Source organism: Catellatospora methionotrophica (assembly GCF_011297335.1).
In the GTDB taxonomy this organism is placed as follows: domain Bacteria; phylum Actinomycetota; class Actinomycetes; order Mycobacteriales; family Micromonosporaceae; genus Catellatospora; species Catellatospora methionotrophica.
Genome location: NZ_JAAOTJ010000001.1, coordinates 1,352,951 through 1,379,088 on the forward strand (window position 1 = coordinate 1,352,951; position 26,138 = coordinate 1,379,088).

Here is a 26,138-nt window from a genome sequence, read left to right on the forward strand (position 1 = left end):
GCGAGCCGGGTCCCCAGGTGCGGTGGTGCGGTGGTGCGTTCGCGGTGAATCAGGTGGTGGGCAGCCAGACCCGCATGGTGGAGGGTCCGCCGCGAGCCCAGCGGTGGTACGGGACCAGGGGAACGTCCAAGGTGGTACGCCGCCCGACGGGGCCCGCGTCGGCGTACGGCCAGGGCCGCTCGGGCAGTTCCTCGGCCACGCCGCGTACGGTCACCCCGCCGTCGGCGGCCGGATCGGTGCCCGCGTCGACGCGCAGGCTGTCCAGGTCCAGCGCACCGCCGGCGGACTCCGCGCACAGCACGATCGGCCCCTGCTCCACCGCCACGCAGCCTCTGACCGCGTCGATACGCGGGTCGGGGCGGGTGAACCGGGGCCGCATCGGCAGCGCCAGCACGATCCGGTCGCCGACGGCGAAGTCCCGCCGCAGCACGACCCGGTCACCCGTGGCCTGCTGCGGCTCGCCGTTGACGGTGACCGTCGCGCCCGCCGCCCACGAGGGCAGCCGCAGCGCGAGCGTCCACGGGCCGGGTTCGGCCGCGGTCACCTCGATGCCGACCGTGCCCTCGTCGGGATAGCCGGTCCGCATCCGCAGCCCGACCCGCCGCCCGTCGGCCAGCGCCGTGTCGATGTCGGCGTCGGCGTACTGGTGCACGCGCAACCCGTCATCGTCGACCGAGGCGACGTAGGTGGAGAGGCTGGCCAGCATCCGGGCCGTGTTGGCCAGGCAGCAGGACACCTCGAACCACGGCGCGCGGGGGCCGCCGCCGAAGCCGAGCTGCTCCACGTCGCCCGGCAGCACCGCGGTCAGCGAACGCTGGTGCAGCGTGTGGGCGTAGAAGAACGACCGGCCGTCGTCGCCGATCGCGGTCGCCACGACGTTGTACAGGATGCGCTCGATGACGTCGGCGTAGTGCTCGCGGCCGGTGGCCAGCATCAGCCGCCACGCCACCATGATCGCCGCGATGCCCGCGCAGGTCTCGGAGTACGCCCGGTCGGCCGGGAGCACGAAGTCGTCGCTGAACGCCTCGTCCAGGTGCCGCGAACCCATGCCGCCCGTCAGGTACGTACGCCGGGCCAGGGTCCGGTCGAACTGCGCCGCGACCGTCTCCAGCAGTTCGTCGTCGCCGGTCTCCACGGCCAGGTCCACGACCCCGGCGGCCAGGTACAGCGCCCGCACCGCGTGCCCGCGCAGCACCTTCGCCTCGCGGACGGCGATGTCGTCGCTGAAGTAGCTCCAGCCGAACTCGTGCCGTGGCAGCGTGCGCCGCCCGCGCCGGGCCACGAACAGCGCGGCCTGGTCCAGGTAGCGCTGCTCCCCCGTGGCCCGGAACAGTTCGACGAGCCCCGGCTCGATCTCCGGGTGCCCGCAGACCGCGTCGCGGCCGGACGGGCCGAACTCCTCGCAGACGTGGTCGGCGACCCGCCGCGCCACGTTCAGCAGCGCGTCGTCACCGCTGGTGCGGGCCCGCGCCACCGACGCCTGCAGCAGGTGCCCGGCGCAGTAGAGCTCGTGCCCCCACGCCAGATCCCCGTAACGGGCCCGCTGGCCGGGCCGGCCGAACGCGGTGTGCAGGTAGCCGTCGGCGGCCTGCGCGCTCGCGATCATCGCGGTCAGCTCGGCGATCTCGGCGTCGCGGGCCGGGTCGGCCTGCCGTCCGGTCTCCCACGACATCGCCTCGATCAGCTTGTACACCTCGGAGTCGGAGAACTCGCGACCGCGCCGCTCCGCGCTGCCCCGGCCCGCTTCAGCGGTGAAGTTGCCGGTCCAGCCGAGCTTGTCCATCCATTCGCGACCGTGGTCGAGCGTCGCCCGACTGTTGGTCTCCTGCCGCTGCGCCCAGAAGCCCCCCGTGATCCGGACCTCGCTCAGGCCCAGCGGTCGCAGGACGCCTCGCGACGGCACCACGGGCCGACCTCCGGTGAGGTCGGCGGTTCGCGCCGCCACCGTCATCTCCGCCTCCAACAGACTCTCGTGACCGCGGTCACTTCGACGTTGGAGCAACCATGAATCCCGAAAACCTTTTCGGCAAGATGCTCGTCGTGTTACATCTCGATAACGTGGTGGGGGCTATGCACAGCAACGCTTCCGTGCGTAAGCTCCGACACGTTGTCGAAAAACGAGCGAAAGGCTTTCCGTGGGCAGGCGGCGATCGACGTCGGTGACACTCACCGACGTGGCACGGCTGGCGGGGGTGTCCGTGGCGACCGCCTCCAAGGCGCTCAACGCGCGCGGCGAGGTCGCGCCCGACACCCGGCTGCGGGTGCTGCAAGCGGCCAACCAGCTCAGCTTCCAGCCCAACGTGCTCGCCCGCGGACTCATCTCCGGGCGCACCCGCACCATCGGACTGCTCACCGACGAACTCGGCGGCCGCTTCTCCATCCCGATCCTGCTGGGCGCCGAAAACGCTCTCGGCAACGAGCAGATGTCGGTGCTGCTGTGCGACGCCCGCGGCGACGCGATCCGCCGCCAGCACTACATCCGGACCCTGCTCGCGCGGCAGGTCGACGGGTTCATCATCCTCGGCGACAGCAACGACCTGCGCCCCTCGCTCAGCCGCGACATCCCCGTGCCGGTCGTGTACGTGTACGGCCAGTCGACCGACCCCGCCGACCTGTCGGTGCTCGCCGACGACGAGGGCGGCGGCCGGCTGGCCATGGAACACCTGATCAGCCTGCGTCGGCGCAACATCGCCCACATCACCGGACCGCAGAGCTACCGCGCCGCCCGCGACCGCGTCACCGGGCTACAGGCCGTGCTGGCCGAGTCCGGATTGGAGCTGGTCGGCGGCGAGCCGCTGTACGGCGAGTGGTCCCAGCGCTGGGGCCGCCACGCCGCCCGCATGCTGATCACGGCGCACCCGGAGATCGACGCGATCTTCTGCGGCAACGACCAGATCGCGGCCGGGGCCGCCCAGGCACTCCAGGAGCACGGCTGCCGCATCCCCGACGACGTCGCCATCATCGGCTACGACAACTGGGAGGAGATGGCCGCCGACTGCCGGCCGCCGCTCACCACCGTCGACCTGAACCTGGAGCAGCTCGGCGCGACGGCCGTCATGCACCTGTTCGCCGCCCTCGACGGCACCCCGTCGTCCGGCGTCATCCGCCAGCCCTGCCGTCTCGTCGTCCGCGAGTCCACCGGCCCCCTCCCCCAGCAGGCCTGACGCGCCCGGCTGATGCCCTCGGCGAGTCAAGGTCTTGGATGTCGTACGGTCGGGTCATGGCGACTGAGCAGCCGACCGACATCCTGGGTGAGATCGGCGGGTTCGTGGCACGGATCCACGCGCTCGACCCGCACGCCCCCACGAGCACTGAACTCACCGTACGGATCGACGGCCGCGAAAGCCGTCTCATGCTGAGTGAGCCGGTCGCCCAGGCGCTGCGGCTGGCGTTGCAGGACTACCACGACCCCCGCGACCAGGGCCGGTGTGACCACTGCGGCGGTCCCCGGCTGGACGAGAACTTCCAGTGCCGCGACTGCGGCAGCCTCAACGGTGTGTTCGGCCAGATGCTCGCCGAGCGGGTGTTCGGCTACACCGAGCCCGAGCCGCTCCCGCCGTTGGGCGAAGGACCGGGCCGCCACTCCCGCCACGACTCCTGACCCGCCGGACCGCCACGTCGGCGCGGGACGGCCCAACCGCTCCGACCGTGGTCCCCCCACGTCCAGGTGGGTCGGGATAGGTTCGTCGTCATGCACTCCTCCACTTCCCCGCGGCTCCGGGCCGGTGTGCGCGCTCTCGTGTTGGACGAGCAGGACCGGGTGCTGCTGTGCCGGTTCACCTTCGACAAGCTCGACCAGGGCCCGATCGTGGTGTGGGCGACTCCCGGCGGCGGGGTCGAGCCCGGCGAGAGCATGCTCGATGCGCTGCGGCGCGAGCTGGCCGAGGAGATCGGGCTGGCGCTGCCCGACGACCCGCCGCACGTGTGGCATCAGGAGGTCGTGCGGCAGGGCCACATCACCGGCTACGACGGGGTCGTCAACGACATCTTCCTGGTACGCACGGCGTCGTTCACACCGCGCGGCGCGATGACCGACGAGGAGCTGGCCGAGGAGCACATCAGCGGTTTCCGCTGGTGGACGCAGCAGGAACTCACCGAGTACCGAGGCGGCGACCTGTTCGCCCCGCGAGCGCTGCCCGCCATGCTCACGACGCTGCTGGCGCAGGGCCCGCCCGCGACACCCACGCCGACGGGCCTCTGACGACCCGGCGGGGCGGCCGGCTGGCGAACGTGGCGCCCCGTCCAGCACGTTCACGACGTCGGCCGATCGCCGCCGGACTGACCTGGTCGCACCCGGGTCGCCCGGCGCGACCGCCGCGCGTCAGGGCGCGGGCCGCCAGCCGGGGTCACGTCCGGTGGCCCCCAGCAGGCGGGTGAACGGGTCCGCGTCCGGCGCGGTCGGCACGGGCTCACCGAAGACCTTCCACTCCCGCGCCATCGGCCCCATCTGCTCGACCATGAGCAGCAGTTCCTCGACCGCCGCGTGGCTCGGCGTATACCGCTGACCGGTCGCCACCGCCAGGTCCCACGGGTGCAGGGTCAGGTCGAGCAGCGCCATCCGGCCCACCGTGGGCTGCGGCAGTCCCATGCCGGGCGAGATCCCCTCCAGTGCCGCGTCGTCCGACCACGCGGCGATCAGCTCCCGTGTCTCGTCGACGAAGCGGGCGCGCCAGTCCGTGCCGAGCACGTCCGGGGTGCCGGAGAAGTCGGCCGCCTCACGGCGGGCCAGGCCCTGGAAGTTGACGACGACCTGGAACAGGTGGTTGACCAGATCGCCGACCTGGAACTCGGCGCACGGGGTGGCGGTGGCCAGTTGCTCGTCGGTGATGCCGTGGAGCACGGGCAGGGCGACGTCGGCGGACTCTCGCAGTAGTTTCGAGATCGTGGTCATCAGGCCACGCTAACCAGCGGCACCGGGAAGGTCTTGAACAAATGCGTCAGCCACGCCGGGACACCCGGGGCATCGTCGACCCCGCCGAGCTGCTGCGGCAGGTGCGGTTCCGGCGGCTGGCCCCGGCGGCGGCGCTGGCGGAACTGGTCGAGCACTACTGGTTCATCGACTGGGACCTGGACCGGCCCTTCGAGCAGCACGTCGTGGGGCATCCGGCGGTGAACCTGGTGGTGTTCCGGCCGACCGCGGACGACCCGGTGACCGCCGAGGTGTCCGGCGTCGCCACCGAGCTGTTCTCGATCAAACTGGCGGAACGGGGCTGGGTGCGTGGCGTGCAGTTCCGGCCGGGCGCGTTCCCGGCGTTCTCGGGCCGTTCCCCGGCGGAGCTGACCGGTCGGCGGGTGCCGCTGGCGCAGGTGCTGCCGGTCGCCGACCCCGGTGACCGGCTGGTCGCGGCGACCACCGACGCGGCGGCCGCCGCGGTGCTCGACGACCTGCTGCTGGGTCTGCGGCCCGCACCCGGCGAGTCCGGGCGGCTCGCGATGCGGCTGGTGGAGCGGGTGCGGCAGGACCGGGCGCTGCGCCGGGTCGAGGACCTGGCCGGGGAGGCGGGCATCTCGGCGCGCTCGCTGCAGCGGCTGTTCACCCGGTACGTCGGCATCGGGCCGAAGCAGGTGATCCTGCGCTACCGCGTACACGAGGCGATCGAGCAGGCGCGGGGCGAGGTGGACTGGGCGGCGGTCGCGGCCGAGCTGGGGTACAGCGACCAGGCGCACCTGGTCCGCGAGGTCACCGCCGCGATCGGAATGCCGCCCGCGGCGTACGCGGCTTCGCTGCACTGAATCACTCTTGAGCAATCGCTCAAACAGTCGTACAGTCTGTTTGAGCGAACGCTCAAAAGGGGGTTTCCATGCGACGAGGGCTCTACATCGAGGTCCACATCCGAGCCGACCTCGACACGGTGTGGCGGTTCACCCAGGACCCTGCCCTGCACCAGCGCTGGGACGCCCGGTTCACCACGATCGAATACCTGCCGGGCACCAGCCCGCAGCGCTTCCGGTACGCCACCCGGCTCGCCCCCGGCCTGACCGTGGCGGGCGAGGGCGTCACCGCGGGCGAGCACACCCGCCCCGACGGCACCCGCACCTCCGCGCTGCGCTTCCACTCCTGGCTGATGACCGGCTCGGGCTACTGGCGCTACGTGCCGACCCCCACCGGGGTGCGCTTCCTCACCGGGTACGACTACACGCCGCGCTGGCCGCTGCTCGACCTGCTCATGCGGCCGCTGATGGGCTGGGCGACCGCCTGGTCCTTCGACCGTCTGCGCATCTGGCTGGAGGACGGCGTGCCACCCCGCCGCTCGCCGCTGCGGCTGCTCCCCCGCTGGGGCGCGCCGTCGGCCCGCCGCTGCCTGCGCGTCCCGCCGGACCGCACCGCCGGACGCGCCCCATCCCTGCTGGAGGCACTGTGAACTCCCTGTTCCACACGGCGCTCGGTGCCGACTTCGACCGGCTGCACCCGCGCCTGCGCGAACGCTTCGGCTTCACCAGCACCGACGGCCGGGGCTGCGTCGGCAACGGGGTCATGGATCGCATCTGGCGCGGGCGCGCGTACACCCGGCCGTTTCTCGCCCTGGGCGCCCTGCGCAACATCATGTTCCCGGAGCAGGGCCGCGACGTGCCCTTCACGATCGAGAACTACGCCTACACCGACACCTACGGCCGCGAGACCCTCACCTTCGTACGCACCTTCGAACTGCACCACCGCCGACGCCGCTTCGACGCCACGATGGTGTGGGACCCGCACCGCGAGGTGATCGTCGACTACCTCGGCACCCACCAGCACATAGCCGCCGACCTGCACCTGCGCGTCGACGACGAGGGCGGCCTGCACCTGCGCAGCGGCCAGATGCGCTTGCGCGCCGCCGGCGTCGACACCGCCCTGCCCACCGCCGCCACCGCCGTCGCCGAAGTCCACGAGCGCTACGACGACACCGCCGACGTCTTCCGCATCGACGTCCGCGTGACCAACCCCTGGTTCGGCCCCGTCTTCGGCTACACCGGCGCGTTCACGCTGCGCCACGTGGACACCGAGACCACCCCGGTCCCAGCCTCGGTCAAGCCCTACCGCGAGCAGGCGCGCTACTGAGCACCAAGGCCACAGCACCCCGCCCTCTCCTCCGCACCACCACCAGCGCAACCGCCAACGCCGCCACCACCGCCGCCTTTGATAGACGTTGGCCTATGACATCGAAAATCCGCGACTCGGAATCGATGTCATAGGCCAGCGTCTATGGAGAAGCGGGGCGGAGCGCGGGATGGGACAGGTGGTGAGCGGGGGTGGGGTGTGGGGTGGGTCAGGTCACCGGGATGTCGCGGCGGCGGAGGGCGGTCAGGCCGAGCGCGGTCAGGGCGGCGGCGATGGCGGTCAGGATGATGAGCGGGGTCAGCGGTACGGCAGCAGGGCCCGGCAGGTGCGGGATGTGGCTGAACGGGGACAGGTCCAGTACGGACTGGCCGAGGTTCAGGGCCGCGCCGACCTGGCCGAGCAGCACGCAGGCCGCCAGCGCCGCCCAGCCGACGGCGGGCGACAGCCGCGGCAGCAGCCCGTACGCGGCCACGGTCAGGCCGGTCAGCACCCATACCGCGGGCATCTGCACCAGCGCCGCGCCGACGACGCGGACCACCTGCCGGCCGACCTCGCCGGTGCTGGCTCCGTACACCAGTCCCGCGAACAGGCCGGTGACCGCCATGACCACGGTCGGGCCGAGCAGCGCGAACACCAGGTGCCCGGCCGCCCAGCGCAGCCGGCCGACCCCGGCGGCCAGCACCGGTTCGCTGCGCAGCGCCGCCTCCTCGGTGCGCATCCGCAGCGCCGCCGAGACGGCGTACGCCGCGACCGCGATCGCGCCGATGCCGAGCGAGCCGCCGATGAAGATGTCGGAGGCCACGGACTTGCCACCGAGCCGTTCCATGATCTCGGTGAGCTGCCCGTTGCCTTCCAGCAGGCTGCTCGCGGTCTTGGCGACGCCGCCGAACAGGACGCCGCCGATGACGCCGAGCCCGATCGTCCAGCCGATCAGCGAACCGCGGTGCAGCCGCCAGGCCAGCCCCAACGGGCTGCGCAGCGTGGCGGAAGCCTGGGCCGGGCCGAGCCGAGGCGGCAGCAGGCCCGCGCCGACGTCCCGGGCGGCCGACAGCCGCAGCGCCACCAGCACCAGGGCCAGGGCGACGGCCGTGGTCAGCGCGAACAGCCACCACCGGTCGCCGGTGTAGGCGTGCACCTGGTAGACCCAGCTCAGCGGGGTCGACCAGCTCAGCCAGGACAGGCCGCCACCGGCGACGTCGCCGGTGCCGCGTAGCAGGAAGTCGAGGCCGAGCAGCGCCCCGGCGATGCCCCGGGCCGCGCCCGCGCCGGTGGTGAGCTGCGCGGCGAGCGCGCCGATGGCGGCGTACAGGATGCCCGCGAACGCCCAGGCCAGGCCCATCGCGAACGCGCCCGGGGCGGGGGTCTGCTGGCTGATCATGCCCAGCGCGACCAGCACACCGACCACCAGGCTCGCGCCGGAGACCGTGAGCACGGCGGCGGCGAGCGCCGCGTGGCGGCCGACGACCGTGGAGCCGAGCAGTTCGCGGCGTCCGGCCTCCTCCTCGACCCGGGTGTGCCGGATGACGACGAGCAGGGCGATCAGTCCCATGATCACGATGCCGGTGGCGGAACGCCAGAAGATCAGCGCGCCGAGGCTCGGCTCGGCGGGCTTCGGGCCGTAGAACAGCACCAGCAGCGGACTGCTGGCCAGTGAGTCGATGTAGCCCTGCCGACCGGCGTCGGTCGGGTAGAGGCTCGCCGTGCCGGAGGCCAGGCCGACCGGCAGCAGGGCCATGCACAGCATCCAGATCGGCATCAGCACCCGGTCGCGGCGCAGGATCAGCCGGATCAGCGTGCCCGTACCGGTGAGGGAGGTCATCGCACCGGCTCCGTCTCGTAGTGGCGCAGGAACAGCTCCTCCAGCGTCGGCGGCTGGCTGACCAGGCTGCGTACGCCATGGGTGGTGAGCTGGCGCAGCACCGCGTCGAGCTCGGCCTGGTCGACCTGGAAGCGCACGGTGGCCCCGTCGGTCTTCAGGTCGTGCACGCCTGCCAGCTGGGCCAGGCCGTTCGGCGGGGTGGCCAGCTCGGCGGTGATGTGGGTGCGGGTCAGGTGGCGCAGCTCGGCCAGGGTGCCGGTCTCGACGGTGCGGCCGAGCCGGATGATGCTCACCCGGTCGCAGAGCGCCTCGACCTCGGACAGGATGTGGCTGGACAGCAGCACGGTGCGGCCGTTGCGGGTCTCCTCGGCGACGACCTGGCGGAAGACCTCCTCCATCAACGGGTCCAGGCCGGAGGTCGGCTCGTCGAGCAGCAGCAGTTCGACGTCGGAGGCGAGCGCGGCGATGAGCCCGACCTTCTGCCGGTTGCCCTTGGAGTAGGCGCGGCCCTTCTTCCTCGGGTCGAGGTCGAAGCGCTCCAGCAGGTCCTTGCGCTTGCTCGCGTTGAGGCCGCCGCGCAGCCGGCCGAGCAGGTCGATGACCTCGCCGCCGGAGAGGTTGGGCCAGAGGGTGACGTCGCCGGGCACGTATGCCAGGCGGCGGTGCAGCGCGACCGCGTCGCGCCAGGGGTCGCCGCCGAGCAGCGTGGCGGTGCCTCCGTCGGCCCGCAGCAGGCCGAGCAGGATGCGGATCGTGGTGGTCTTGCCGGCGCCGTTCGGGCCGAGGAAGCCGTGCACCTCGCCGCGGGCGACCGTCAGATCCAGGCCGTCGAGGGCCTTGGCCTGGCCGAAACTCTTGGTCAGGCCGACCACTGAAATGGCGTTGTCCATGTTTTGGACGCTACACTCATTTCACAAGTTTGTGAAAGTACGAAAGCTATTCTCTTGACGAAATCTTGACGGAGGTCACGGTGGCATACTCCCCGCCGCAGCGCGACGAGCAGGCGATGCGCAGCTTCGTCGAGAACATGGCCAGGCTGCTGGCCGACTGGGGCTTCCCGCGGATGGCCGGACGCGTGGTCTTCACCCTCATGGCCGCCGACGAACAGGCCCTGACCGCCGCCGAGCTGGCCGAACGCCTCGGCGTCAGCCCGGCTGGCATCTCCGGGGCGATCCGCTACCTGGTCCACCTGAACATGGTCGCCCGGGAGCCGGTGCCCGGCTCGCGCCGCGACCGCTACCGCATGGTCGACGACTCCTGGTACGAGGTGACCGTCGCCAAGATGAGCCTGCTCAAGACCATCAGCGACGCCGCCGACCAGGGCGTCGCCGCAGCGGGCGGGGAGAACACCCCCGCCGGGGCCAAACTAGCCGGAATGCGCGACTTCTACGCCTGGGTCCAGGACAACATGCCCGCCCTGCTCGCCCAGTGGGCCGCCCACAAATCTCGCCTCCACCACCCCCCACCCGCCTGACGGCACCCGCACCCTAGCCCCAGCCCCAGCCCCAGCCCCAGCCCCAGCCCTAGCCCTAGCCCTAGCCCCAGCCCCAGCCCGATGATCGCCGTTTGCGGTCAGAACCTGCGGTCCAACCCGAGTTTCTGACCCGAAACAGCGATCTTGCAACCTGGTCGGCGACCGGAACGAGGCAGGGCGCGCGAGCGCCGCCCGGCGCGGCCCGGCAGGCTCGCCGACTCACCTGGCAGGCTGGCCGGCGGGCCTGGCAGGCTGGCCGGCGGGCCTGGCAGGCTGGCCGGCGGGCCTGGCAGGCTGGCGGGACGGATCGAGGTAGGGGTGGAGATGGCGCGGCAGACCAGGTGGGTGACCGGGACGGCGGGCGGCCACGCCCAGCGGATGGCCGACCGGTTCCGGCAGATGGCGGCCGAAGGCCACGATCTCGCCGGCGAGGCGCGGACCCTCGACGCGATCATCGCGCGCGGGTCGACGGTGCTCGACGCGGGCTGTGGCAGCGGCCGGGTCGGCGCGGCGCTGGTCGAGCGCGGCCACACCGTGCTCGGCGTCGACGCCGACGCAACCCTGATCGAGGCGGCCCGCCAGGACTATCCGGACATCGAGTGGGTCGTCGGCGACCTGACCGAACTGGATCTGCGCGCGGACGGCGAGCCACGGCTGTTCGACGCCGCGATCCTGGCCGGCAACGTGATGCTGTACCTCGCACCGGACACCGAGGCCGAGGTGCTGCGCCAGGTCGCCGCCCACGTGCGGCCCGACGGTCCGGTGGTGGTCGGCTTCGGCACCGGACGCGGCTACGACCCGGCCGACTTCGACGCCCACGCCGCCGAGGCCGGGCTGCTCGTCGAGCACCGCTTCGCGACGTGGGACCTGCGGCCATGGCACCCGGACGCCGACTTCGCGGTCACCATCCTGCGCCGCCCGGCCTGACCCCGCCGCCGACGGTTCGAGATCGCTGTTTCGGGTCAGAACCTGGGTTCTGACCGCAGCTTCCGACCCGAAACAGCGATCTTCGCCCGCCGCGCAAGGTCAAACCGGCGGACGCGCCCGGTTTGCGGGCGGCGGGCGTTCGGCTCGCGTCGCGTCAGGGCTATTCGGGGACCTCGCCGTCGGTTTGCGGAGCCGGGTCAGGACGGTGGAGCCCTTCGGTGAAGGCTCGGTCGGCGGCTGCCGCCTCTGCCGCGGTCAGGCCCGCCGGTGGCGGCACGGCGGGGAGGTTGAGCACCATGGTCAGGCCGCCGCCGGGTGTCGTCTCGGGTAGCAGGGTGCCGCCCATCGCCTCGACCAGGCCGCGGGACAGGGCCAGCCCCAGCCCGACGCCGGTGTCGTTGTCGCGGTCGCCGAGCCGCTGGAACGGCAGGAACACCTGGTCGCGCTGCTCTTCCGGGATACCCGGTCCGTGGTCGACGACGCGCAGTTCGACCACGTCGCCGTGCTCGCTCGCGGTGACCAGCGGCGGGCGGTCCGGCGGGCTGAACCGCAGCGCGTTGCTGACGACGTTGACCAGCACCCGCTGGAGCAGGCCCGGATCGGCGCGTACCGCCGACAGGTCGTCCGGGATGCGCACCCGGACCTCGCGGCCGGGCGCGCCGAGCTCGTCGAGCGCCGTCGGCACCGCCTCGTCCAGCCACATGTCGACCGCGGCGACGCCCAATGCCCCCGCCTGCAGGCGGCTCATGTCCAGCAGGTTCGCGACCAGCCGGGACAGCCGGTCCAGCGACTCGGCGGCGGTGGCCAGCAGCTCACGCCGGTCCTCGTCGCTGAACGCCACGTCCTCGCTGCGCAGGCCCTCCACCGCGGCGGCGGCCGAGGCCAGCGGCGTACGCAGATCGTGGCTGACGGCGGCGAGCAGCGCCGTACGCATGCGGTCGGCCTCGGCCAGCGGCTTGGCCCGCGCGGCTTCCACGGTCAGCCGCTGCTGGCGCAGCGCGAGCGCGGCCTGGGCCGCGAACGCCTCGATGACGCGCCGGTCGGCGGCCGCCGGGGCGGGACCGCGCAGTACCAGCGTGACCTGGTCGTCCACGGCCACCACGGTGTCGCCCTGCGACGGGCTGAAGCAGGGCTGGCCGCCGACGGTCGCGGCGACCAGCCACGCGCCGGGGTCGCCCTGGCAGTCGGGGCCGGGTGGGTCGTCGCCCCGGCGTTCCAGCACCGTGACCGAGTCGAGCTGGAACGTCTCCCGCAGGTTCTCCAGCAGCGCCTGCAACGGGCTCGTGCCGCGCAGCACGCTGCCCGCGACGGTGGCCAGGGTGCTCGCGTCGGCCGAGGCGCGGGCGGCCTCGCGGGTACGCCGGGCGGCCAGGTCCACCACCGCGCTGACCGCGACGCCGACCAGGATGAACACGGCCAGCGCGAGCACGTTCTCGCGCTCGGCGATGGTGAAGTTGCGCAGCGGTGGGGTGAAGAAGTAGTTCAGCAGCACCGAACCCGCGACCGCGGCCAGCAGCGCGGGCCACAGCCCGCCGACCAGAGCCACTACGACGACCATGGCCAGGAACAGCAGGATGTCGCTGGCCAGCGACAGTTCCGCGCCCAGGGTCTGCAGCACGACCGTCAGCAGCGGCAGGCCGAGCACGGCGAGTGCGAAGCCGCTCAGCCGGCGCGCCGGGGACAGGGCCGAGGCGCCGCCGCCGAGCAGCGGCCGCTGTCCGCGTCCGATCCGTTCGTGCGGGACCAGGTGTACGTCGATCGCGCCGGACAGGGCCGTGGTGGTCACCCCGACGCCGGGCGACAGGATCTGCGCCAGCCGACCGCGGCGGCTCGCGCCGAGCACGAGTTGCGTGGCGTTGGCGCCGCGGGCGAAGTCGAGCAGCGCCTGCGGCACGTCGGCTCCCGCGACCTGGTGGTAGGTGCCGCCGAGGCTCTCCACCAGCATCCGCTGCTTGGCCAGCAGTGCGGGGTCGGCTCCGGCGAGCCCGTCGGAGCGGGCTACGTGCAGGGCCAGCAGTTCGGCTCCCTTGCTGCGGCCGGCGATCCGGGCGGCCCGGCGGATCAGGGTCTCGCCCTCCGGGCCGCCGGTGACCGCGACGACGACCCGCTCGCGGGTCTCCCACTGCTTGGCGATGCCGTGGTCGGCGCGGTAGCGGTCGAGCTGCTCGTCGACCTTGTCGGCCAGCCAGAGCAGGGCCAGTTCACGCAGCGCGGTGAGGTTGCCGATCCGGAAGTAGTTGCCGAGCGCGGCGTCGATCTTGTCGGAGTGGTAGACGTTGCCGTGCGCCATGCGCCGCCGCAGCGCCTCGGGGGTCATGTCGACCAGCTCGACCTGGTCGGCCTGGCGGACGACCTGGTCGGGTACGGTCTCGCGCTGCACGATGCCGGTGATCTGCTCGACGACGTCGTTGAGCGACTCCAGGTGCTGGATGTTGACCGTCGACAGCACCGTGATGCCCGCGTCGAGCAGTTCCTGGACGTCCTGCCAGCGCTTGGCGTTGCGGCTGCCGGGCACGTTGGTGTGCGCCAGCTCGTCGACGACGGCGACCTGCGGAGCGCGGGCCAGTACGGCGTCGACGTCCATCTCGGTGAACGTGGTGCCCCGGTAGTCGATCGTGCGGCGGGGCACGGTTTCGAGGCCGTCGAGCATGTCGGCGGTGTGCTGGCGGCCGTGGGTCTCGACGAAGCCGATGACGATGTCGGTGCCCCGGCCGTGGCGGCGCTGTGCCTCCTCCAGTACGGCGTAGGTCTTGCCGACGCCCGGCGCGGCGCCCAGGTAGATGCGCAGCTGTCCCCGTGCCATCAGCGGATCATCCTCCGTGGGCCGGTGCGTCGTGGGGGACGAACCGGTAGCCCATGCCCGGCTCGGTGAGCAGCTGCCGGGGGTGGGCCGCGTCGTCTTCGAGTTTGCGCCGCAGCTGGGCCATGTACTGGCGCAGGTAGTTGGTCTCGGTGGCGTACTGCGGTCCCCAGATCTCCTGCAGCAGCTGCCGCTGGCTGACCAGCTTGCCGGGGTTGCGCACCAGCGCGCTGAGCAGGTGCCACTCGGTGGGGGTCAGCCGCACGTCGCCGTCGCCGCTGACCGGGCGCACCTGGTGGTTGCCGACGTCCACGGTGTACCGGCCGACGCGTACCGTGCTCTGCGCTTCGGGCGCGGCCGCGTGCCTGCGGGTCACCGCCCGGATCCGGGCCAGCAGCTCCTCGACCCCGAACGGCTTGGTGACGTAGTCGTCGGCGCCCGCGTCGAGCGCGTGCACCTTGTCCTCGCTGCCGGTACGCCCCGACAGCACGATGATCGGCGCGGCCGACCAGCCGCGCAGGCCCCGGATCACCTCGACGCCGTCCATGTCGGGCAGCCCCAGGTCGAGCACGACCACGTCGGGGTGCGTCGCGCCCGCGACCCGCAGCGCTCCCGCGCCGTCGGCGGCGAGTTCGATGTCGTAGCCGCGGGCCTTGAGGTTGATGCGCAGCGCGCGCAGGATCTGCGGCTCGTCGTCCACGATCAGGATCTTCGTCATGCCCCGGTCTCCTCCCCCGCCACGAGCGGCGGCGTCGTGCTCGGGCCACCGGGGGGCGCCTCCCGGATCAGCGTACCGTCCATGATCTCCCTCGATCCTCGTGCCGGGCGAGGCAAAGGAAGGGCACCTTCCACAACGTACGGCGATGGGAAGGTGCCCTTCCTTTGCCTACAGGCGGTCCAGCGCCAGGTTCAGGGCGAGGACGTTGACGGCCGGTTCGCCCATGAAGCCGAGGGCGCGGCCGGTGGTGTGCTCGGCGATCAGGGCGTTGACCTTCTCGGTGGTCAGGCTGCGGGCCTTCGCGACGCGGGCAGCCTGGAGCTGCGCGTAGTCGACGCTGATGTGCGGGTCGAGGGAGCTGCCGCTGGCGGTGACCGCGTCGGCGGGCACGGCCGACCGTTCGGGGGCGCTGCCGCGAATCGGGACCAGCACGCCCTTGCCGTAGTCCTCGCCGAACCTGCCGCATTCGACGTTCACGCCCTGGTAGGAGGTGATGAACGGGGTGGCCGGGCAGGCCTGGTTGACGCTGACGGCGCGGGTGACCCTGCCGGACAGTCCGTCGGTGTAGAAGACCCGCAGGACCGCGCCGACGCCGTCGGCGGTGCAGTACGGGCGGGCCCCGGAGACGCCTTCCAGCTCGCCGACGGCCTTGCTGCGCGCGCAGACCTGCGTGAGCAGGGCCTGGCTGCTGCCGTCGCCCTCTTCGGAGGCGGGGTCCAGGGCGGGGTCGCCGAGGGTGTCCTCGATGCTCTCCGGGCCGAGGTTGGAGGCGGCGGTGGCGTCGGGGTCGTAGCCGGAGGCCGACGGGCGGCTCTGGAAGTACTTCGGCACCGGGTTGCCGTCGGCGTCGGTGAACGACTGGCCGAGCAGCGCGCTGCCCACGGGCTTGCCGTCCACCTCGACCAGCGAGCCGTTCGCCTGGTCACGAAGGCCGGGGAGCTGGGCCACGCCGGTGATGACCAGCGGGTAGATCAGGCCCAGCAGCACGGTGAACAGGACCAGCGCGCGTACGGCGGCGAGGTGCTGGGAGATCCAACGAGGAGTGCGCATCACGAGATCCCTGGAATGAGCGAGATGATCATGTCGATGAGTTTGATGCCGATGAAGGGCGCGATGATGCCGCCGAGGCCGTAGATCCACAGGTTGCGGGTCAGCAGCTTGCTCGCGCTGGACGGCGTGTAGCGCACGCCGCGCAGCGACAGCGGGATCAGCGCGATGATGATCAGCGCGTTGAAGACGACCGCGGCCAGGATCGCCGACTCCGGGCTGGACAGCCGCATGATGTTCAGCTTGTCCAGGCTCGGGTACACCACCGCGAACATCGCCGGGATGATCGCGAAGTACTTCGCGATGTCGTTGGCGATGGAGAACGTGGTCAGCGCGCCCCGGGTGATCAGCAACTGCTTGCCGATCTCGACGATCTCGATCAGCTTGGTCGGGTCGCTGTCGAGGTCGACCATGTTGCCGGCCTCCTTGGCGGCCGACGTGCCGGTGTTCATGGCCACGCCGACGTCGGCCTGGGCCAGGGCCGGGGCGTCGTTGGTGCCGTCGCCGGTCATCGCGACCAGGCGGCCGCCCTCCTGCTCCTTGCGGATCAGGGCGAGCTTGTCCTCCGGCGTCGCCTCGGCCAGGAAGTCGTCGACCCCGGCCTCGTCGGCGATCGCCTTGGCGGTCAGCGGGTTGTCACCCGTGATCATCACGGTGCGGATGCCCATCCGGCGCATCTCGTCGAAGCGCTCCCGCATACCGGACTTGACGACGTCCTTGAGGTGGATGACGCCGAGCGCGCGGGCCGCCTGGCCGGGGACCAGCTCGGCCACCACCAGCGGCGTGCCGCCCTGCCCGGAGATGGCGTCCACGGCCGGGCCGACGTCGTCGGACGGGTGCCCGCCGTTGTCGCGCACCCACTTCATGACCGCCGACGACGCGCCCTTGCGGACCTGCCGCGTGCCGCCGCCCTCGGTCAGGTCGACCCCGGACATCCGGGTCTGGGCGGTGAACGGGATGAACACCGCGTGCGGCATGACGCCCTCCTCGCGGGCGCGCAGTCCGTACTGCTCCTTGGCGAGCACCACGATCGAGCGGCCCTCGGGGGTCTCGTCGGCGAGGCTGGACAGCTGCGCCGCGTCGGCGAGCGCCTGCTCGGACACGCCTTCGGCGGGCAGGAACCGCCACGCCTGGCGGTTGCCCAGGGTGATCGTGCCGGTCTTGTCCAGCAGCAGCGTGTTGACGTCACCGGCCGCCTCGACGGCCCGGCCGCTCATCGCGAGCACGTTGCGCTGCACGAGGCGGTCCATGCCGGCGATGCCGATCGCGGACAGCAGCGCCCCGATGGTGGTCGGGATGAGGCAGACCAGCAGCGAGACGAGCACGATGCCGCTGATGCCGTCCGGCCCGAACGACGCCGTGTCGGGGGCCGCGCCCTGCCAGTTCTTGGCGTAGATCGCCATCGGCTGCAGGGTGACCACGGCCAGCAGGAAGATGATCGTCAGCGCGGCCAGCAGGATGTTGAGCGCGATCTCGTTGGGCGTCTTCTGCCGGTTGGCACCCTCGACCAGGGCGATCATCCGGTCGATGAAGCTCTCCCCCGGCTTCTGGGTGATCTTCACGACGATCCGGTCGGACAGCACCTTCGTGCCGCCGGTCACCGCGCTGCGGTCGCCGCCGGACTCGCGGATGACCGGGGCCGACTCGCCGGTGATCGCCGACTCGTCGACGCTGGCGATGCCCTCGACGACGTCGCCGTCGCCGGGGATCACCTGGCCCGCCTCGACGACCACCAGGTCGCCCTGGGACAGCGCCGACGCCGCCACCGGCTCCTCGCGGTACTGCGCGGCGGTCGCGCCCTCGGACCAGCCGGTCAGGCGGCGGGCCATGGTGTCCTTCTTGGCGGTACGCAGTGTCGCCGCCTGTGCCTTGCCCCGGCCCTCGGCCACGGCCTCGGCCAGGTTGGCGAAGACCACGGTCAGCCACAGCCAGACGGTGATCGCCCAGGAGAACCAGGACGGCTGCGTGATCGCCAGCAGGGTGGTGAACACCGCGCCGACCTCGACGATCAGCATGACCGGGTTGCGCCACAGTGTCGCCGGGTTGAGCTTGCGCAGGGCGTCGGGCAGCGACTTCCACAGCTGCCGCGGGTCGAGCAGCCCACCGCCGACCTTCCGCGACCGCGCCGCGGGGGTTGCCACTGTTGTGACAGTCATTTCAGTTCCTTGTCTATTGCTGCGGCCGGGCTCACAGGCCCTCGGCCAGCGGGCCGAGCGCCAGTGCGGGCAGGAAGGTCAGGGCGATCAGGACCACGACGACGCCGACGACCATGCCGATGAACAGCGGCCGGTGCGTGGGCAGCGTTCCCGTCGACGCCGGGACCGGCTTCTGCCGGGCCAGCGAACCGGCCAGGCCGAGCACGAAGATGATCGGCAGGAAGCGCCCGAGCAGCATGGCCAGGCCGAGCGCGGTGTCCCACCACGGCGTGTTGACCGTGATGCCCGCGAAGGCCGAGCCGTTGTTGTTGGCCGCCGACGTGAACGCGTACACGACCTCGGAGAAGCCGTGCGGGCCCACGTTGAGCTGCGTCTTCCAGTTGCCCGTGGCCATCGCCGCGGCGACGCCGATCAGCACCAGCGCCGGGGTGGTCAGGAAGTACATCGACGCGAACTTGATCTCGCGAGCGCCGATCTTCTTGCCCAGGTACTCCGGGGTGCGGCCGACCATGAGACCGGCGACGAACACGGTGATCACCGCGATGATCAGCATGCCGTACAGGCCCGCGCCGACCCCGCCGGGCGCGACCTCGCCGAGCATCATGTTGATGATCGGCATCATGCCGCCGAGCGCGGTGTACGAGTCGTGGAACGAGTTCACCGCACCCGTGGAGGTGAGCGTCGTGGCCGCGGCGAAGGTCGCCGAGTCGGATACGCCGAAGCGGATCTCCTTACCCTCCATCGCGGCGCCCACGGCCTGCGGGACCGTGCCCGCACCGCCGAGCTCGAACACGTTGGTCAGGGCGATGCTGCCGATGGCCAGGATCGCCATGACGGCCAGGATCGCGTAGCCCTGCCGGTTGTCGCCGACCATCCGGCCGAACACGCGCGGCAGTGCGAACGGAATGCAGAAGATCAGGAAGATCTCCAGCCAGTTCGTCCACGTGGTCGGGTTCTCGAACGGGTGCGCGGAGTTGACGTTGTAGAAGCCACCGCCGTTGGTGCCCAGTTCCTTGATCACTTCTTGGGAGGCCACCGGCCCGCCGGTGACGTGCTGTTGCGCACCGGTCAGCGTGGTCAGCATGGTGCCGTCACCCAGGTTCTGCACCACCCCGCCGATGATCAGCAGAATCGCTCCGATCACCGCGATCGGCAGCAGGATGCGCAGCGTGATCCGGGTCAGGTCGACCCAGAAGTTGCCCAGCTGCTCACTCTTGCGCCGGGCGAAACCCCGCACGAGTGCCACCGCCACCGCGATGCCCACCGCCGCGGAGACGAAGTTCTGCACCGCCAGACCGGCCATCTGCACGAAGTGGGTCATCGTCGACTCACCGGAGTAGGCCTGCCAGTTGGTGTTGGCCACGAAGCTGACGGCCGTATTCCAGGCAAGATGCGGGAAGACCCGCTCGTCGATCGAGGTCGCGAAGTCCGGGACCTTGAACACCAGGTCCTGCAGGCGCAGGAAGGCGTACAGGAACAGCAGCGAGATCAGCGAGAACGCCAGGACGCTGCGGGCGTACACGCCCCAGGACTGCTCAGCGTGGGGGTCGACGCCCAGCACCTTGTAGACGCCCCGCTCGACGCGGCCGTGCCGGTCCGCGGCGACCACGCGGAACATGTAGTCACCGAGGTAGCGGTACGCGACCGCCAGCGCGGCGAGGAGCGAGAGGATGAACAGCACTCCCGCGGTTGTCGTGCTCATCTGAGGACAGCTCTCTTCGATCGTCAGAACTTCTCGGGGAACAGCAGGGCGAAGACCAGGAAGACCGCCAGCACGCAGGCGATCACCAAGCCGATCAGGTTGGCGGTCACAGTCGCTCGACTCCTCGTACGACGAGGGCGAGGACTGCGAACAGACCCACCGTGAGCAGCACGTAAGCCAGGTCAGCCACCGTCTGCCTCCTTTATCAGTGTGTTGTATTCGGGTGTTTGACCGTATTGTCGGCTTCCGCCGTGCGGCCGGAAGCGGAACGGCCCAATCCAAACCCCGAAAACAGCTCACGAGCGGCTTCTTGACGCCATCACTACGACCGGCCCCGCTTTCTTGACGCGCCCCTGACAACCGTGTGACCCGCACCGCTCCGCACCGCCTAGCTCGGCTCGGCTCCGTTCGGCTCGGCTCCGTTCGGCTCGGCTCGGCTCGAAGGAAGGGCACCTTCACCACGCCCAGGCGTAGATGAAGGTGCCCTTCCTAACCGCCGACTGGGCGCCTCGCCGCGATGATCGCCGTTTGTGGTCAGAACCTGCTGTTGGACCTCACCTTTTGACACGAAACAGCGATCATCGCCGCAGCCGACGCCGGGCCCGTCAGGAAACGCACCTTCCTCGACACGTAGCGATGGGAAGGTGCCCTTCCTTCGCACAGGAGCGGGGCGGGCAGGGCGGGGTGTGCACCGACGCGTGTGGATTTCGCCGCGAACGGAGACAAGGGGAAGGAGTTATACTTAGGTTTGTTTCGAGTAGGCTGGCCGCCATGCCGGATGCGCTGATCCTGGGACCTGACGACCCCGCGTACGCCACGGTGGTGCGCGGGATCAACCGGCGTTTCGTCGGGGAACCGAACCGGGTGCACCGGGTGACCGGCACGGAGCAGGTCGTCGCCGCCGTGGCCGAGGCGGTGCGCGACGGACGGCGGCTCGCGGTGCGCGGCGGCGGCCACTGCTACGAGGGGTTCGTCGCCGATCCCGAGGTCGACGTCCTGATCGACATGTCGGGGCTGGACGCGGTCGGCTGGGACGAGACGCGGCAGGCGTACGCCGTCGGGGCCGGGGCCGGCCTGGGGGCCGTGTACAAGGCGCTGTTCAAGAACTGGGGTGTCACCATCCCCGGCGGCTCCTGCCACAGCGTGGGCGTCGGCGGGCACTTCACCGGCGGCGGGTACGGCGTGCTGTCGCGGCGACACGGCCTGACCGTCGACCACCTGTACGCGGTCGAGGTGGTCGTCGTCGGCGAAGACGGGCAGGTCAGGGCGGTGGTGGCGACCCGCGACCCGGCCGACCCGCACCACGACCTGTGGTGGGCGCACACCGGCGGCGGGGGCGGCACCTTCGGCGTGGTCACCCGCTTCTGGCTGCGCTCCCCCGGCGGCGGCCCCGACCCGGCGACCGCGCTGCCCACTCCCCCGGCCGAGGTCTGGCTACACGCCGTGACCTGGCCCTGGGCGAGCCTCGACCGGGACGGCTTCGACCGCCTGCTGACCAACTTCGGCGACTGGCACGAACGGCACGCCACCGCGGCGGACCCGTACGCGGGACTCGCCGCCGCCCTGCTCGTGCAGGCCCGGGCCGCCGACGGGATCAGCCTGCGCACCACGATGGACGCGACCGCGCCCGACACCGAGGGACTGCTGCGCGCCTTCGTCGCCGAGATCGGGGCGGGGGTCGGCGCGGCCGGGCCGATGACGCAGGACAGCGGCAAGGTGGCCGCGCCGCCCGACGCGACCGCGCCGCGCAAGCTGCGCTGGCTGTGGGCCAACCAGCTCGCCGCAGGCAGTGACCTGGAGCGGCGGGCCAAGTACAAGTCGGCGTTCCTGCGGCGCGGGTTCACCGCGCGGCAGCGGGCCGCGATCTGGGCGTCGCTGGACCATCCCCACACCGACGCGGTGCTGCAGCTCGACTCGTTCGGCGGGGCGATCAACGAGGTCGCCGCGGAGGCGACGGCGTACCCGCACCGGGACAGCGTGCTCAAAGCCCAGTGGCAGGTGTACTGGACCGACCCGGCCGACGACGACCGGCACCTGGCCTGGATCCGGCAGGCCTACCGCGCCGTGTTCGCCGACCGGGGCGGCGTGCCGGTGGCCGATGATCAGCTCGACGGCTGCTACGTCAACTATCCCGACGTCGACCTGTCCGACCCGGGCTGGAACACCTCCGGCACTCCGTGGACGGAGCTGTACTTCGGCCTTAACTACGCTCGATTGCAGCAGGTGAAAGCCCGGTGGGATCCGACGGACACGTTCCGCCACGCGCAGTCCGTGCGCCTGCCCTGACCGTACGGCCGGGCAGGCGCACGAGCCCTACTTCAGCTTCGCCTTCAGCCTGTCGATCAGCGCCTGCTGGAACTTGTCGTACTCGTTCAGGTCGAACGGCCAGCGCCACAGTTCGAGCTGGATGCCCTGCTTGGAGATACGCATCGCCTGGTTGGTCGACATCTCCTTGGGCGCGAACCCGATGAACTGGGTGAAGTAGCCCTTCATCTCCGACAGCCGCTGGGTGGCGTCCTTCGTCCCGACGACCGCCGACCCGCCGGTGCGGGCCCCGACCGGGACCGGTTCCAGCAGCATCTTGTCCGGCGCGAAGTGCCGCCCGTCGATCGTCAGGCCGTGCGCCTTGGCCCGTACGTAGTCCCACAGGTGCTGGCCGACCGGAAGGTCCTTGAGCCGGGTCAGATCGTCGATGTTCGAGATCGACTTCGATTCGAAGACGGCCATCACCCAGACCCGGCCGTCGGGGTGCACCGAGATCAGCATGAGGTCGCCGAGCTGCTTGCCCTGCCCGTCGACGACCGCGCTGACCAGCTGCACCTTGCCCCACTTCTTCGCCATCCCCTCCGAGGCCCGCAGCCGCACCTTGTCCATGGCCTTCTTCAGGTCGTCCAGGTCCGGCATCGAGCGGGCCAGCCGCTCCACGATCAGGCCGCGCAGCGACTGCGAACTCATCTCACCCCGGTTCATCGCCAGGGACACGATGTCGGCGAAGTCGGCCTTCTCCACGCCGGTGAGGATGGACGGGAAACGGGACAGGAAACGCTCGTAGAGTTTGAGCGCCTCGGCCACGACCGCGCCCTCGATCAGCAGCGCGGCGCGCTCGAAGTCGCGCAACGCCGCGGCGGCGATCGCCTTCGGGGCGGCCCGGATCTCGTACCGGGCCACCTCCTTGCCGAAGATCTGCAGGCTGAGCCACTTCGCCTTCTTGGCGAACTTCGTGCCGTGCCCGAGCCGGATCAGTGCCACGACCTTGCTCACGGCGTCGCCTCCGTCTCCTCGTAGGACACTTCCAGCGCCTCGCCGAGGGCGAAGCTGTCCGGCTCGCAGAACGCCCGGATCAGCTCCAGCGCGATCCGGCCGATCAGGCGGCCCAGGTGGCGGCCGGACGCGACGGCGTCCGGTGCGGTGCGCACCTGCTCCGACCACCACTCCAGGCTGGCCCGGCCGATCATGGTGGCGATGTCCTCGGCGTCGGGGATCAGGTCCCGCAGCGCCTTCGCCGCCTCGATCGGCCCGACCTGGTCCAGCCAGCGGAACACCGAGCCCATGCGCTGCATCGCGCGCAGCTGCTCCAGCTCGGCCTTGACCTTCGGCGACAGGCCCTGCGGGTCGTCCTCGACGATCGGCCGGACGAAGAACTCGGCCAGGCTCACCGTGACTCCGACGCCGACCAGCCTGAACAGTGCCTCCAGGTCACGTTTCCACTCGGTGCAGCCCTCCAGGAAACCGTCGGCGAAGCCGTCCACGAACCCGGCCGTGGCCGGGATCGGATACGTGGGAGCGGTGACCATCCGCAGGTACGCCGCCCCGTCGCCCCCTGCCGTGGACGGCACCTGGGCCTTCACCGCCTGGATCAGGCCCGTGCTCAGCGCCGCCTGGTCGGCGGCGCTGAGCTGTCCGGACAGGCCTGTCACGGCCGCGGCTCGGTCAGGTGCACCGCCACGTCCACCGACGTCAGGCCACTGGAGGCGACGGCCTCACCGACCTTGCCCTGCGCCAGCAGCACCGCCGACGAGGCGGCCGTACGGTCGGCCGCGCCCTGTGCCACGGCCTCGGTGAACGGGTCCGCCGCGGTGGTCCCGGCGAGCGTCACCTCGGTGTGTACGCCGTCGGTCGGCAGGTCCTCCGACCAGGTGCCCAGGCAGACGTGCTGCTGCACCACCTCCGGGCACGGGTTGCCCGGCGTCAGCACGACCTCGTTCGGGCCGCCGAGGTTGGTGTTGCGCCAGTCGGTCAGCTCCTTGAGCACCTTGCCGACCAGGTCCTCGATGCCCGACGGGCCGGTCGCCTGCTGCGAGCGCAGGAAGATCCAGCGCAGCGCGATCTCCTCGTAGCCGGTGCGCACCGGCAGGAACAGCCGCGCCCAGGACGCGTTGACGAAGTCCCCGGCCGGGCGGGCCGGGTCGCGCAGGCTGCCGTCGCCGCTCCAGGTGCCCGAGTAGGTGCGGGCCGCGGCCAGCTCCCAGTCGAAGACCTGCTCCCATACGTCCAGCTCGGCGATCTCGTCGCGGGCGTCGGCGGGGAACATGGCGTTGATGAAGCGGCGCATCAGTTCCTGCGCCGGGTTCAGGCTCGCCCGGTGCGCGATCCGCCAGGCCTCGAACTCGGCCAGCGCGACCGACTCGGCGATGGCGACCTTCCCGGCCCGCTGCGCGATCAGGGTGGCGCACTGGGCCTCCCACGCCGCCGCCGCCTCGGCCTGGGCCTGGCCGAGCGACGTGGCGTCCGGGATGACCCGGGCCGACAGCGACACCCAGATCTGCGACGAACCGGTGAGCCGCCAGCCCGCACCACAGTGGATGATCTGGAAGATGGTGCGGTCGCCCGCCGAGTTCATCACCTCCCAGGGGTCGCCGACGGTGTGCACGCCGAATCCGCGCGGCGCACCGGTCAGCGTCGAACGCAGGCTGCCCTGCAGCGTCGCGATGTCGCCGTCCCACTTCATGCCGCGCGGCACGTTGATCGGCAGGGTGTAGTCGGCGCTCATGTCGCTGCCCGGCCAGCCGCCCCACTGGGTCAGCTCGCTCAGCGGCGGATCGAGCCCGACCAGCCGCGCGCCGGGCACCTCGCCGACGTTCGGCTGCGCCGGCAGCACCGCGGCGGGGATCGAGTCCCGCGCCGCCTTGAGCATCTGCTCCCGCATCGCGGTCTCGGCGGCGTAGAAGTCCCCGGCCGGGTCCCGGACGAACGGCGTCCAGCACAACCGGACCCCGAACCGCTCGTGGGAGAACCGGATCCGCTGGAGCACCTTGTAGAAGTGCAGGTCGATCGGGGTGAACTGGTTGGGGTTGCGGATCGTGCGGCGGGCCGCCCGCTCGAACCGGTCCGACTCCGACACCCGGAACACGGTCTTGTGCACGTCACGCAGCTTCGCCACGTTCTTGCTGGTCCGGGCGGCGACCTCCTTGACCGAGTCGGTCCGGGTGTCGTTGTCGGCCTCTGTGGTCGTGTCCGACACCCCGCCGTTGACCTGCGCCTTGATGCCGTACTCGAAACCGACCGTGCCGCCCGCGTTGAAGCCGTCGGTCCGGGTCGTCGTCAGCGAACCCGCGATCACTTCGGCGTGGTCGATGGTCGACGACGACGACGTCTCGCTCTCCTTGTTGCCCTCGGTCTCGCTGCTCGACTCCGAGAACACGTCGCGCTGCACGAACGAGCGCTGCTCCAGCACCACCTCCTCGGCGGGGGCCAGGCCCATGGTGTGCAGGTGCTCGCCGACCACGAACCCCGCCGGGCGCAGCCGGGTGCGGTCCAGGAACAGCAGGCCGATCTCCGACCGGGCCAGGTCCAGCAGCACCTGCTCCGGCGTACGGTCCAGCACCGTGCCGGTGATGGTCCCGTCGCCCTTGGGCGGCATGTGCGTGCTGGGGTGCCCGCCGGTCCCACCGCCGGTGCTCCCGCCGCCCGTGCCGCCGCCACCCGGGTTGCCGCCGCCCGGGTCGCCGCCGGTGCCCCCGCCCGGACCGACGATGATCGGCGCGGTGCCCCTGCGCAGCAGGTTCGCCAGTCTGAGCAGCGAACTGGGCGGCGCGGCCGCCTCCTCCGGGTCGACGCCGGGCACGCCGTGCGCGAGGCGCATCCGCATGGTCGCCTCACCCACCGCGCCCTCCGCGCGCTGGGGCACCGAGGCCGAGGCGGAGATCGTCTTGCCGGAGCCGCCGTGCCACTCGGCCCATTCGGCGGTGGCCTCGCCGGTGAGGCCGGCCGCCTTGGCCAGGTACACCCACTGCGCGCGGGTCAGGACGGGGCGGCCGTTGCTGCCGGTGTTGCTCAGGGCGGCGTAGCGGTAGGAATACACGAAGCGGTCCCCGGAACCGGGCGCCCCCTGCAGTGCCTCCACCGGCACGCCGAATGTCACACGCTGTGTCATGGCTGGAGTCTGGACCGCACGCCCTCGCGTAGCCGTTGACGGTCGTGATTCCGACGGTCCGCCCCAGCGCCGTCTGTCATCGC

At 71.5% G+C, this 26,138-nt stretch carries 22 protein-coding genes; 9 read left to right on the forward strand and 13 right to left on the reverse strand.

Annotation, left to right across the window (positions count from 1 at the left end):
* Window positions 1–49: 49 nt before the first annotated feature.
* The gene (locus tag HAV40_RS05900; protein WP_239086388.1) at window positions 50–1,945 is read right to left on the reverse strand and encodes a glycoside hydrolase family 127 protein; all 1,896 of its coding nucleotides are present in this window, start codon (window positions 1,943–1,945) and stop codon (window positions 50–52) included.
* Window positions 1,946–2,135: 190 nt separating this feature from the next.
* On the opposite strand from HAV40_RS05900, the gene HAV40_RS05905 reads away from it, so the two are divergent.
* The 3 genes from HAV40_RS05905 (at window position 2,136) to HAV40_RS05915 (ending at window position 4,201) form a co-directional block, all read left to right on the forward strand.
* Window positions 2,136–3,164, forward strand: coding sequence for a LacI family DNA-binding transcriptional regulator (locus tag HAV40_RS05905; RefSeq protein ID WP_166379716.1), 1,029 nt, complete (start codon window positions 2,136–2,138; stop codon window positions 3,162–3,164).
* Between the two features lie 56 nt (window positions 3,165–3,220).
* Window positions 3,221–3,601, forward strand: a complete 381-nt coding sequence (locus tag HAV40_RS05910; RefSeq protein WP_203671449.1) for a hypothetical protein — start codon at window positions 3,221–3,223, stop codon at window positions 3,599–3,601.
* A 90-nt stretch (window positions 3,602–3,691) separates the two neighbouring features.
* Window positions 3,692–4,201, forward strand: coding sequence for an NUDIX hydrolase (locus tag HAV40_RS05915; protein ID WP_166379717.1), 510 nt, complete (start codon window positions 3,692–3,694; stop codon window positions 4,199–4,201).
* A gap of 120 nt (window positions 4,202–4,321) precedes the next feature.
* On the opposite strand, the gene HAV40_RS05920 is transcribed toward HAV40_RS05915, so the two are convergent.
* Entirely contained in the window at window positions 4,322–4,891 is a 570-nt protein-coding gene (locus HAV40_RS05920; protein WP_166379718.1) for a TIGR03086 family metal-binding protein, read from the reverse strand.
* 41 nt (window positions 4,892–4,932) lie between these two features.
* Here HAV40_RS05920 and HAV40_RS05925 point away from each other — a divergent pair, with 41 nt between their 5' ends.
* From HAV40_RS05925 to HAV40_RS05935, 3 genes are all read left to right on the forward strand, one after another.
* Complete coding sequence (locus tag HAV40_RS05925; RefSeq protein ID WP_166379719.1) at window positions 4,933–5,733, forward strand: helix-turn-helix domain-containing protein; 801 nt, start codon at window positions 4,933–4,935, stop codon at window positions 5,731–5,733.
* 68 nt (window positions 5,734–5,801) lie between these two features.
* Complete coding sequence (locus HAV40_RS05930) at window positions 5,802–6,362, forward strand: SRPBCC family protein (protein ID WP_166379720.1); 561 nt, start codon at window positions 5,802–5,804, stop codon at window positions 6,360–6,362.
* A complete protein-coding gene (locus tag HAV40_RS05935; protein WP_166379721.1) occupies window positions 6,359–7,039 on the forward strand; it encodes a DUF4166 domain-containing protein in 681 nt (226 codons plus the stop codon). Before HAV40_RS05930 ends, HAV40_RS05935 begins: the two co-directional genes overlap by 4 nt.
* A gap of 208 nt (window positions 7,040–7,247) precedes the next feature.
* Here the strand turns inward: HAV40_RS05935 and HAV40_RS05940 are convergent, their stop codons facing one another.
* A complete protein-coding gene (locus HAV40_RS05940; protein ID WP_166379722.1) occupies window positions 7,248–8,858 on the reverse strand; it encodes an ABC transporter permease in 1,611 nt (536 codons plus the stop codon).
* Window positions 8,855–9,748, reverse strand: coding sequence for an ABC transporter ATP-binding protein (locus HAV40_RS05945; RefSeq protein ID WP_166379723.1), 894 nt, complete (start codon window positions 9,746–9,748; stop codon window positions 8,855–8,857). The genes HAV40_RS05940 and HAV40_RS05945 overlap by 4 nt, the downstream gene beginning before the upstream one ends.
* 80 nt (window positions 9,749–9,828) lie before the next feature.
* Between HAV40_RS05945 and HAV40_RS05950 the strand changes: the two genes are divergently transcribed.
* The gene (locus HAV40_RS05950) at window positions 9,829–10,332 is read left to right on the forward strand and encodes a GbsR/MarR family transcriptional regulator (protein WP_239086392.1); all 504 of its coding nucleotides are present in this window, start codon (window positions 9,829–9,831) and stop codon (window positions 10,330–10,332) included.
* Between the two features lie 324 nt (window positions 10,333–10,656).
* Entirely contained in the window at window positions 10,657–11,259 is a 603-nt protein-coding gene (locus HAV40_RS05955) for a class I SAM-dependent methyltransferase (RefSeq protein WP_166379724.1), read from the forward strand.
* Between the two features lie 160 nt (window positions 11,260–11,419).
* Here the strand turns inward: HAV40_RS05955 and HAV40_RS05960 are convergent, their stop codons facing one another.
* The 6 genes from HAV40_RS05960 to kdpF all read right to left on the reverse strand — a co-directional run bounded on the left by HAV40_RS05960 (window position 11,420) and on the right by kdpF (window position 19,792).
* Window positions 11,420–14,062 (reverse strand): sensor histidine kinase, encoded by a 2,643-nt coding sequence (locus HAV40_RS05960; protein ID WP_166379725.1) that lies wholly within the window; start codon window positions 14,060–14,062, stop codon window positions 11,420–11,422.
* 7 nt (window positions 14,063–14,069) lie between these two features.
* Entirely contained in the window at window positions 14,070–14,777 is a 708-nt protein-coding gene (locus HAV40_RS05965) for a response regulator (protein ID WP_166379726.1), read from the reverse strand.
* Between the two features lie 168 nt (window positions 14,778–14,945).
* Window positions 14,946–15,827: a potassium-transporting ATPase subunit C gene (locus HAV40_RS05970; protein WP_166379727.1), complete on the reverse strand. Its 882-nt coding sequence runs from the start codon at window positions 15,825–15,827 to the stop codon at window positions 14,946–14,948.
* Window positions 15,827–17,980: a potassium-transporting ATPase subunit KdpB gene (gene kdpB, locus HAV40_RS05975; RefSeq protein WP_166379728.1), complete on the reverse strand. Its 2,154-nt coding sequence runs from the start codon at window positions 17,978–17,980 to the stop codon at window positions 15,827–15,829. The genes HAV40_RS05970 and kdpB overlap by 1 nt, the downstream gene beginning before the upstream one ends.
* 31 nt (window positions 17,981–18,011) lie before the next feature.
* On the reverse strand, window positions 18,012–19,682 hold the full coding sequence (gene kdpA / locus HAV40_RS05980) for a potassium-transporting ATPase subunit KdpA (protein ID WP_166379729.1): 1,671 nt from the start codon (window positions 19,680–19,682) through the stop codon (window positions 18,012–18,014).
* 23 nt (window positions 19,683–19,705) lie between these two features.
* On the reverse strand, window positions 19,706–19,792 hold the full coding sequence (gene kdpF / locus HAV40_RS39160) for a K(+)-transporting ATPase subunit F (protein WP_166380104.1): 87 nt from the start codon (window positions 19,790–19,792) through the stop codon (window positions 19,706–19,708).
* Between the two features lie 661 nt (window positions 19,793–20,453).
* Here kdpF and HAV40_RS05990 point away from each other — a divergent pair.
* The gene (locus tag HAV40_RS05990; protein WP_166379730.1) at window positions 20,454–21,968 is read left to right on the forward strand and encodes an FAD-binding oxidoreductase; all 1,515 of its coding nucleotides are present in this window, start codon (window positions 20,454–20,456) and stop codon (window positions 21,966–21,968) included.
* Window positions 21,969–21,995: 27 nt separating this feature from the next.
* Here HAV40_RS05990 and HAV40_RS05995 read toward each other — a convergent pair whose 3' ends face one another.
* Genes HAV40_RS05995 through HAV40_RS06005 form a run of 3 tightly spaced genes read right to left on the reverse strand, consistent with a single transcriptional unit; the run spans window position 21,996 to window position 26,055 of the window.
* Complete coding sequence (locus HAV40_RS05995) at window positions 21,996–22,943, reverse strand: hypothetical protein (RefSeq protein WP_166379731.1); 948 nt, start codon at window positions 22,941–22,943, stop codon at window positions 21,996–21,998.
* On the reverse strand, window positions 22,940–23,599 hold the full coding sequence (locus HAV40_RS06000; protein WP_166379732.1) for a hypothetical protein: 660 nt from the start codon (window positions 23,597–23,599) through the stop codon (window positions 22,940–22,942). Before HAV40_RS06000 ends, HAV40_RS05995 begins: the two co-directional genes overlap by 4 nt.
* Entirely contained in the window at window positions 23,596–26,055 is a 2,460-nt protein-coding gene (locus HAV40_RS06005; protein WP_166379733.1) for a hypothetical protein, read from the reverse strand. The genes HAV40_RS06000 and HAV40_RS06005 overlap by 4 nt, the downstream gene beginning before the upstream one ends.
* Between the last annotated feature and the right edge of the window lie 83 nt (window positions 26,056–26,138).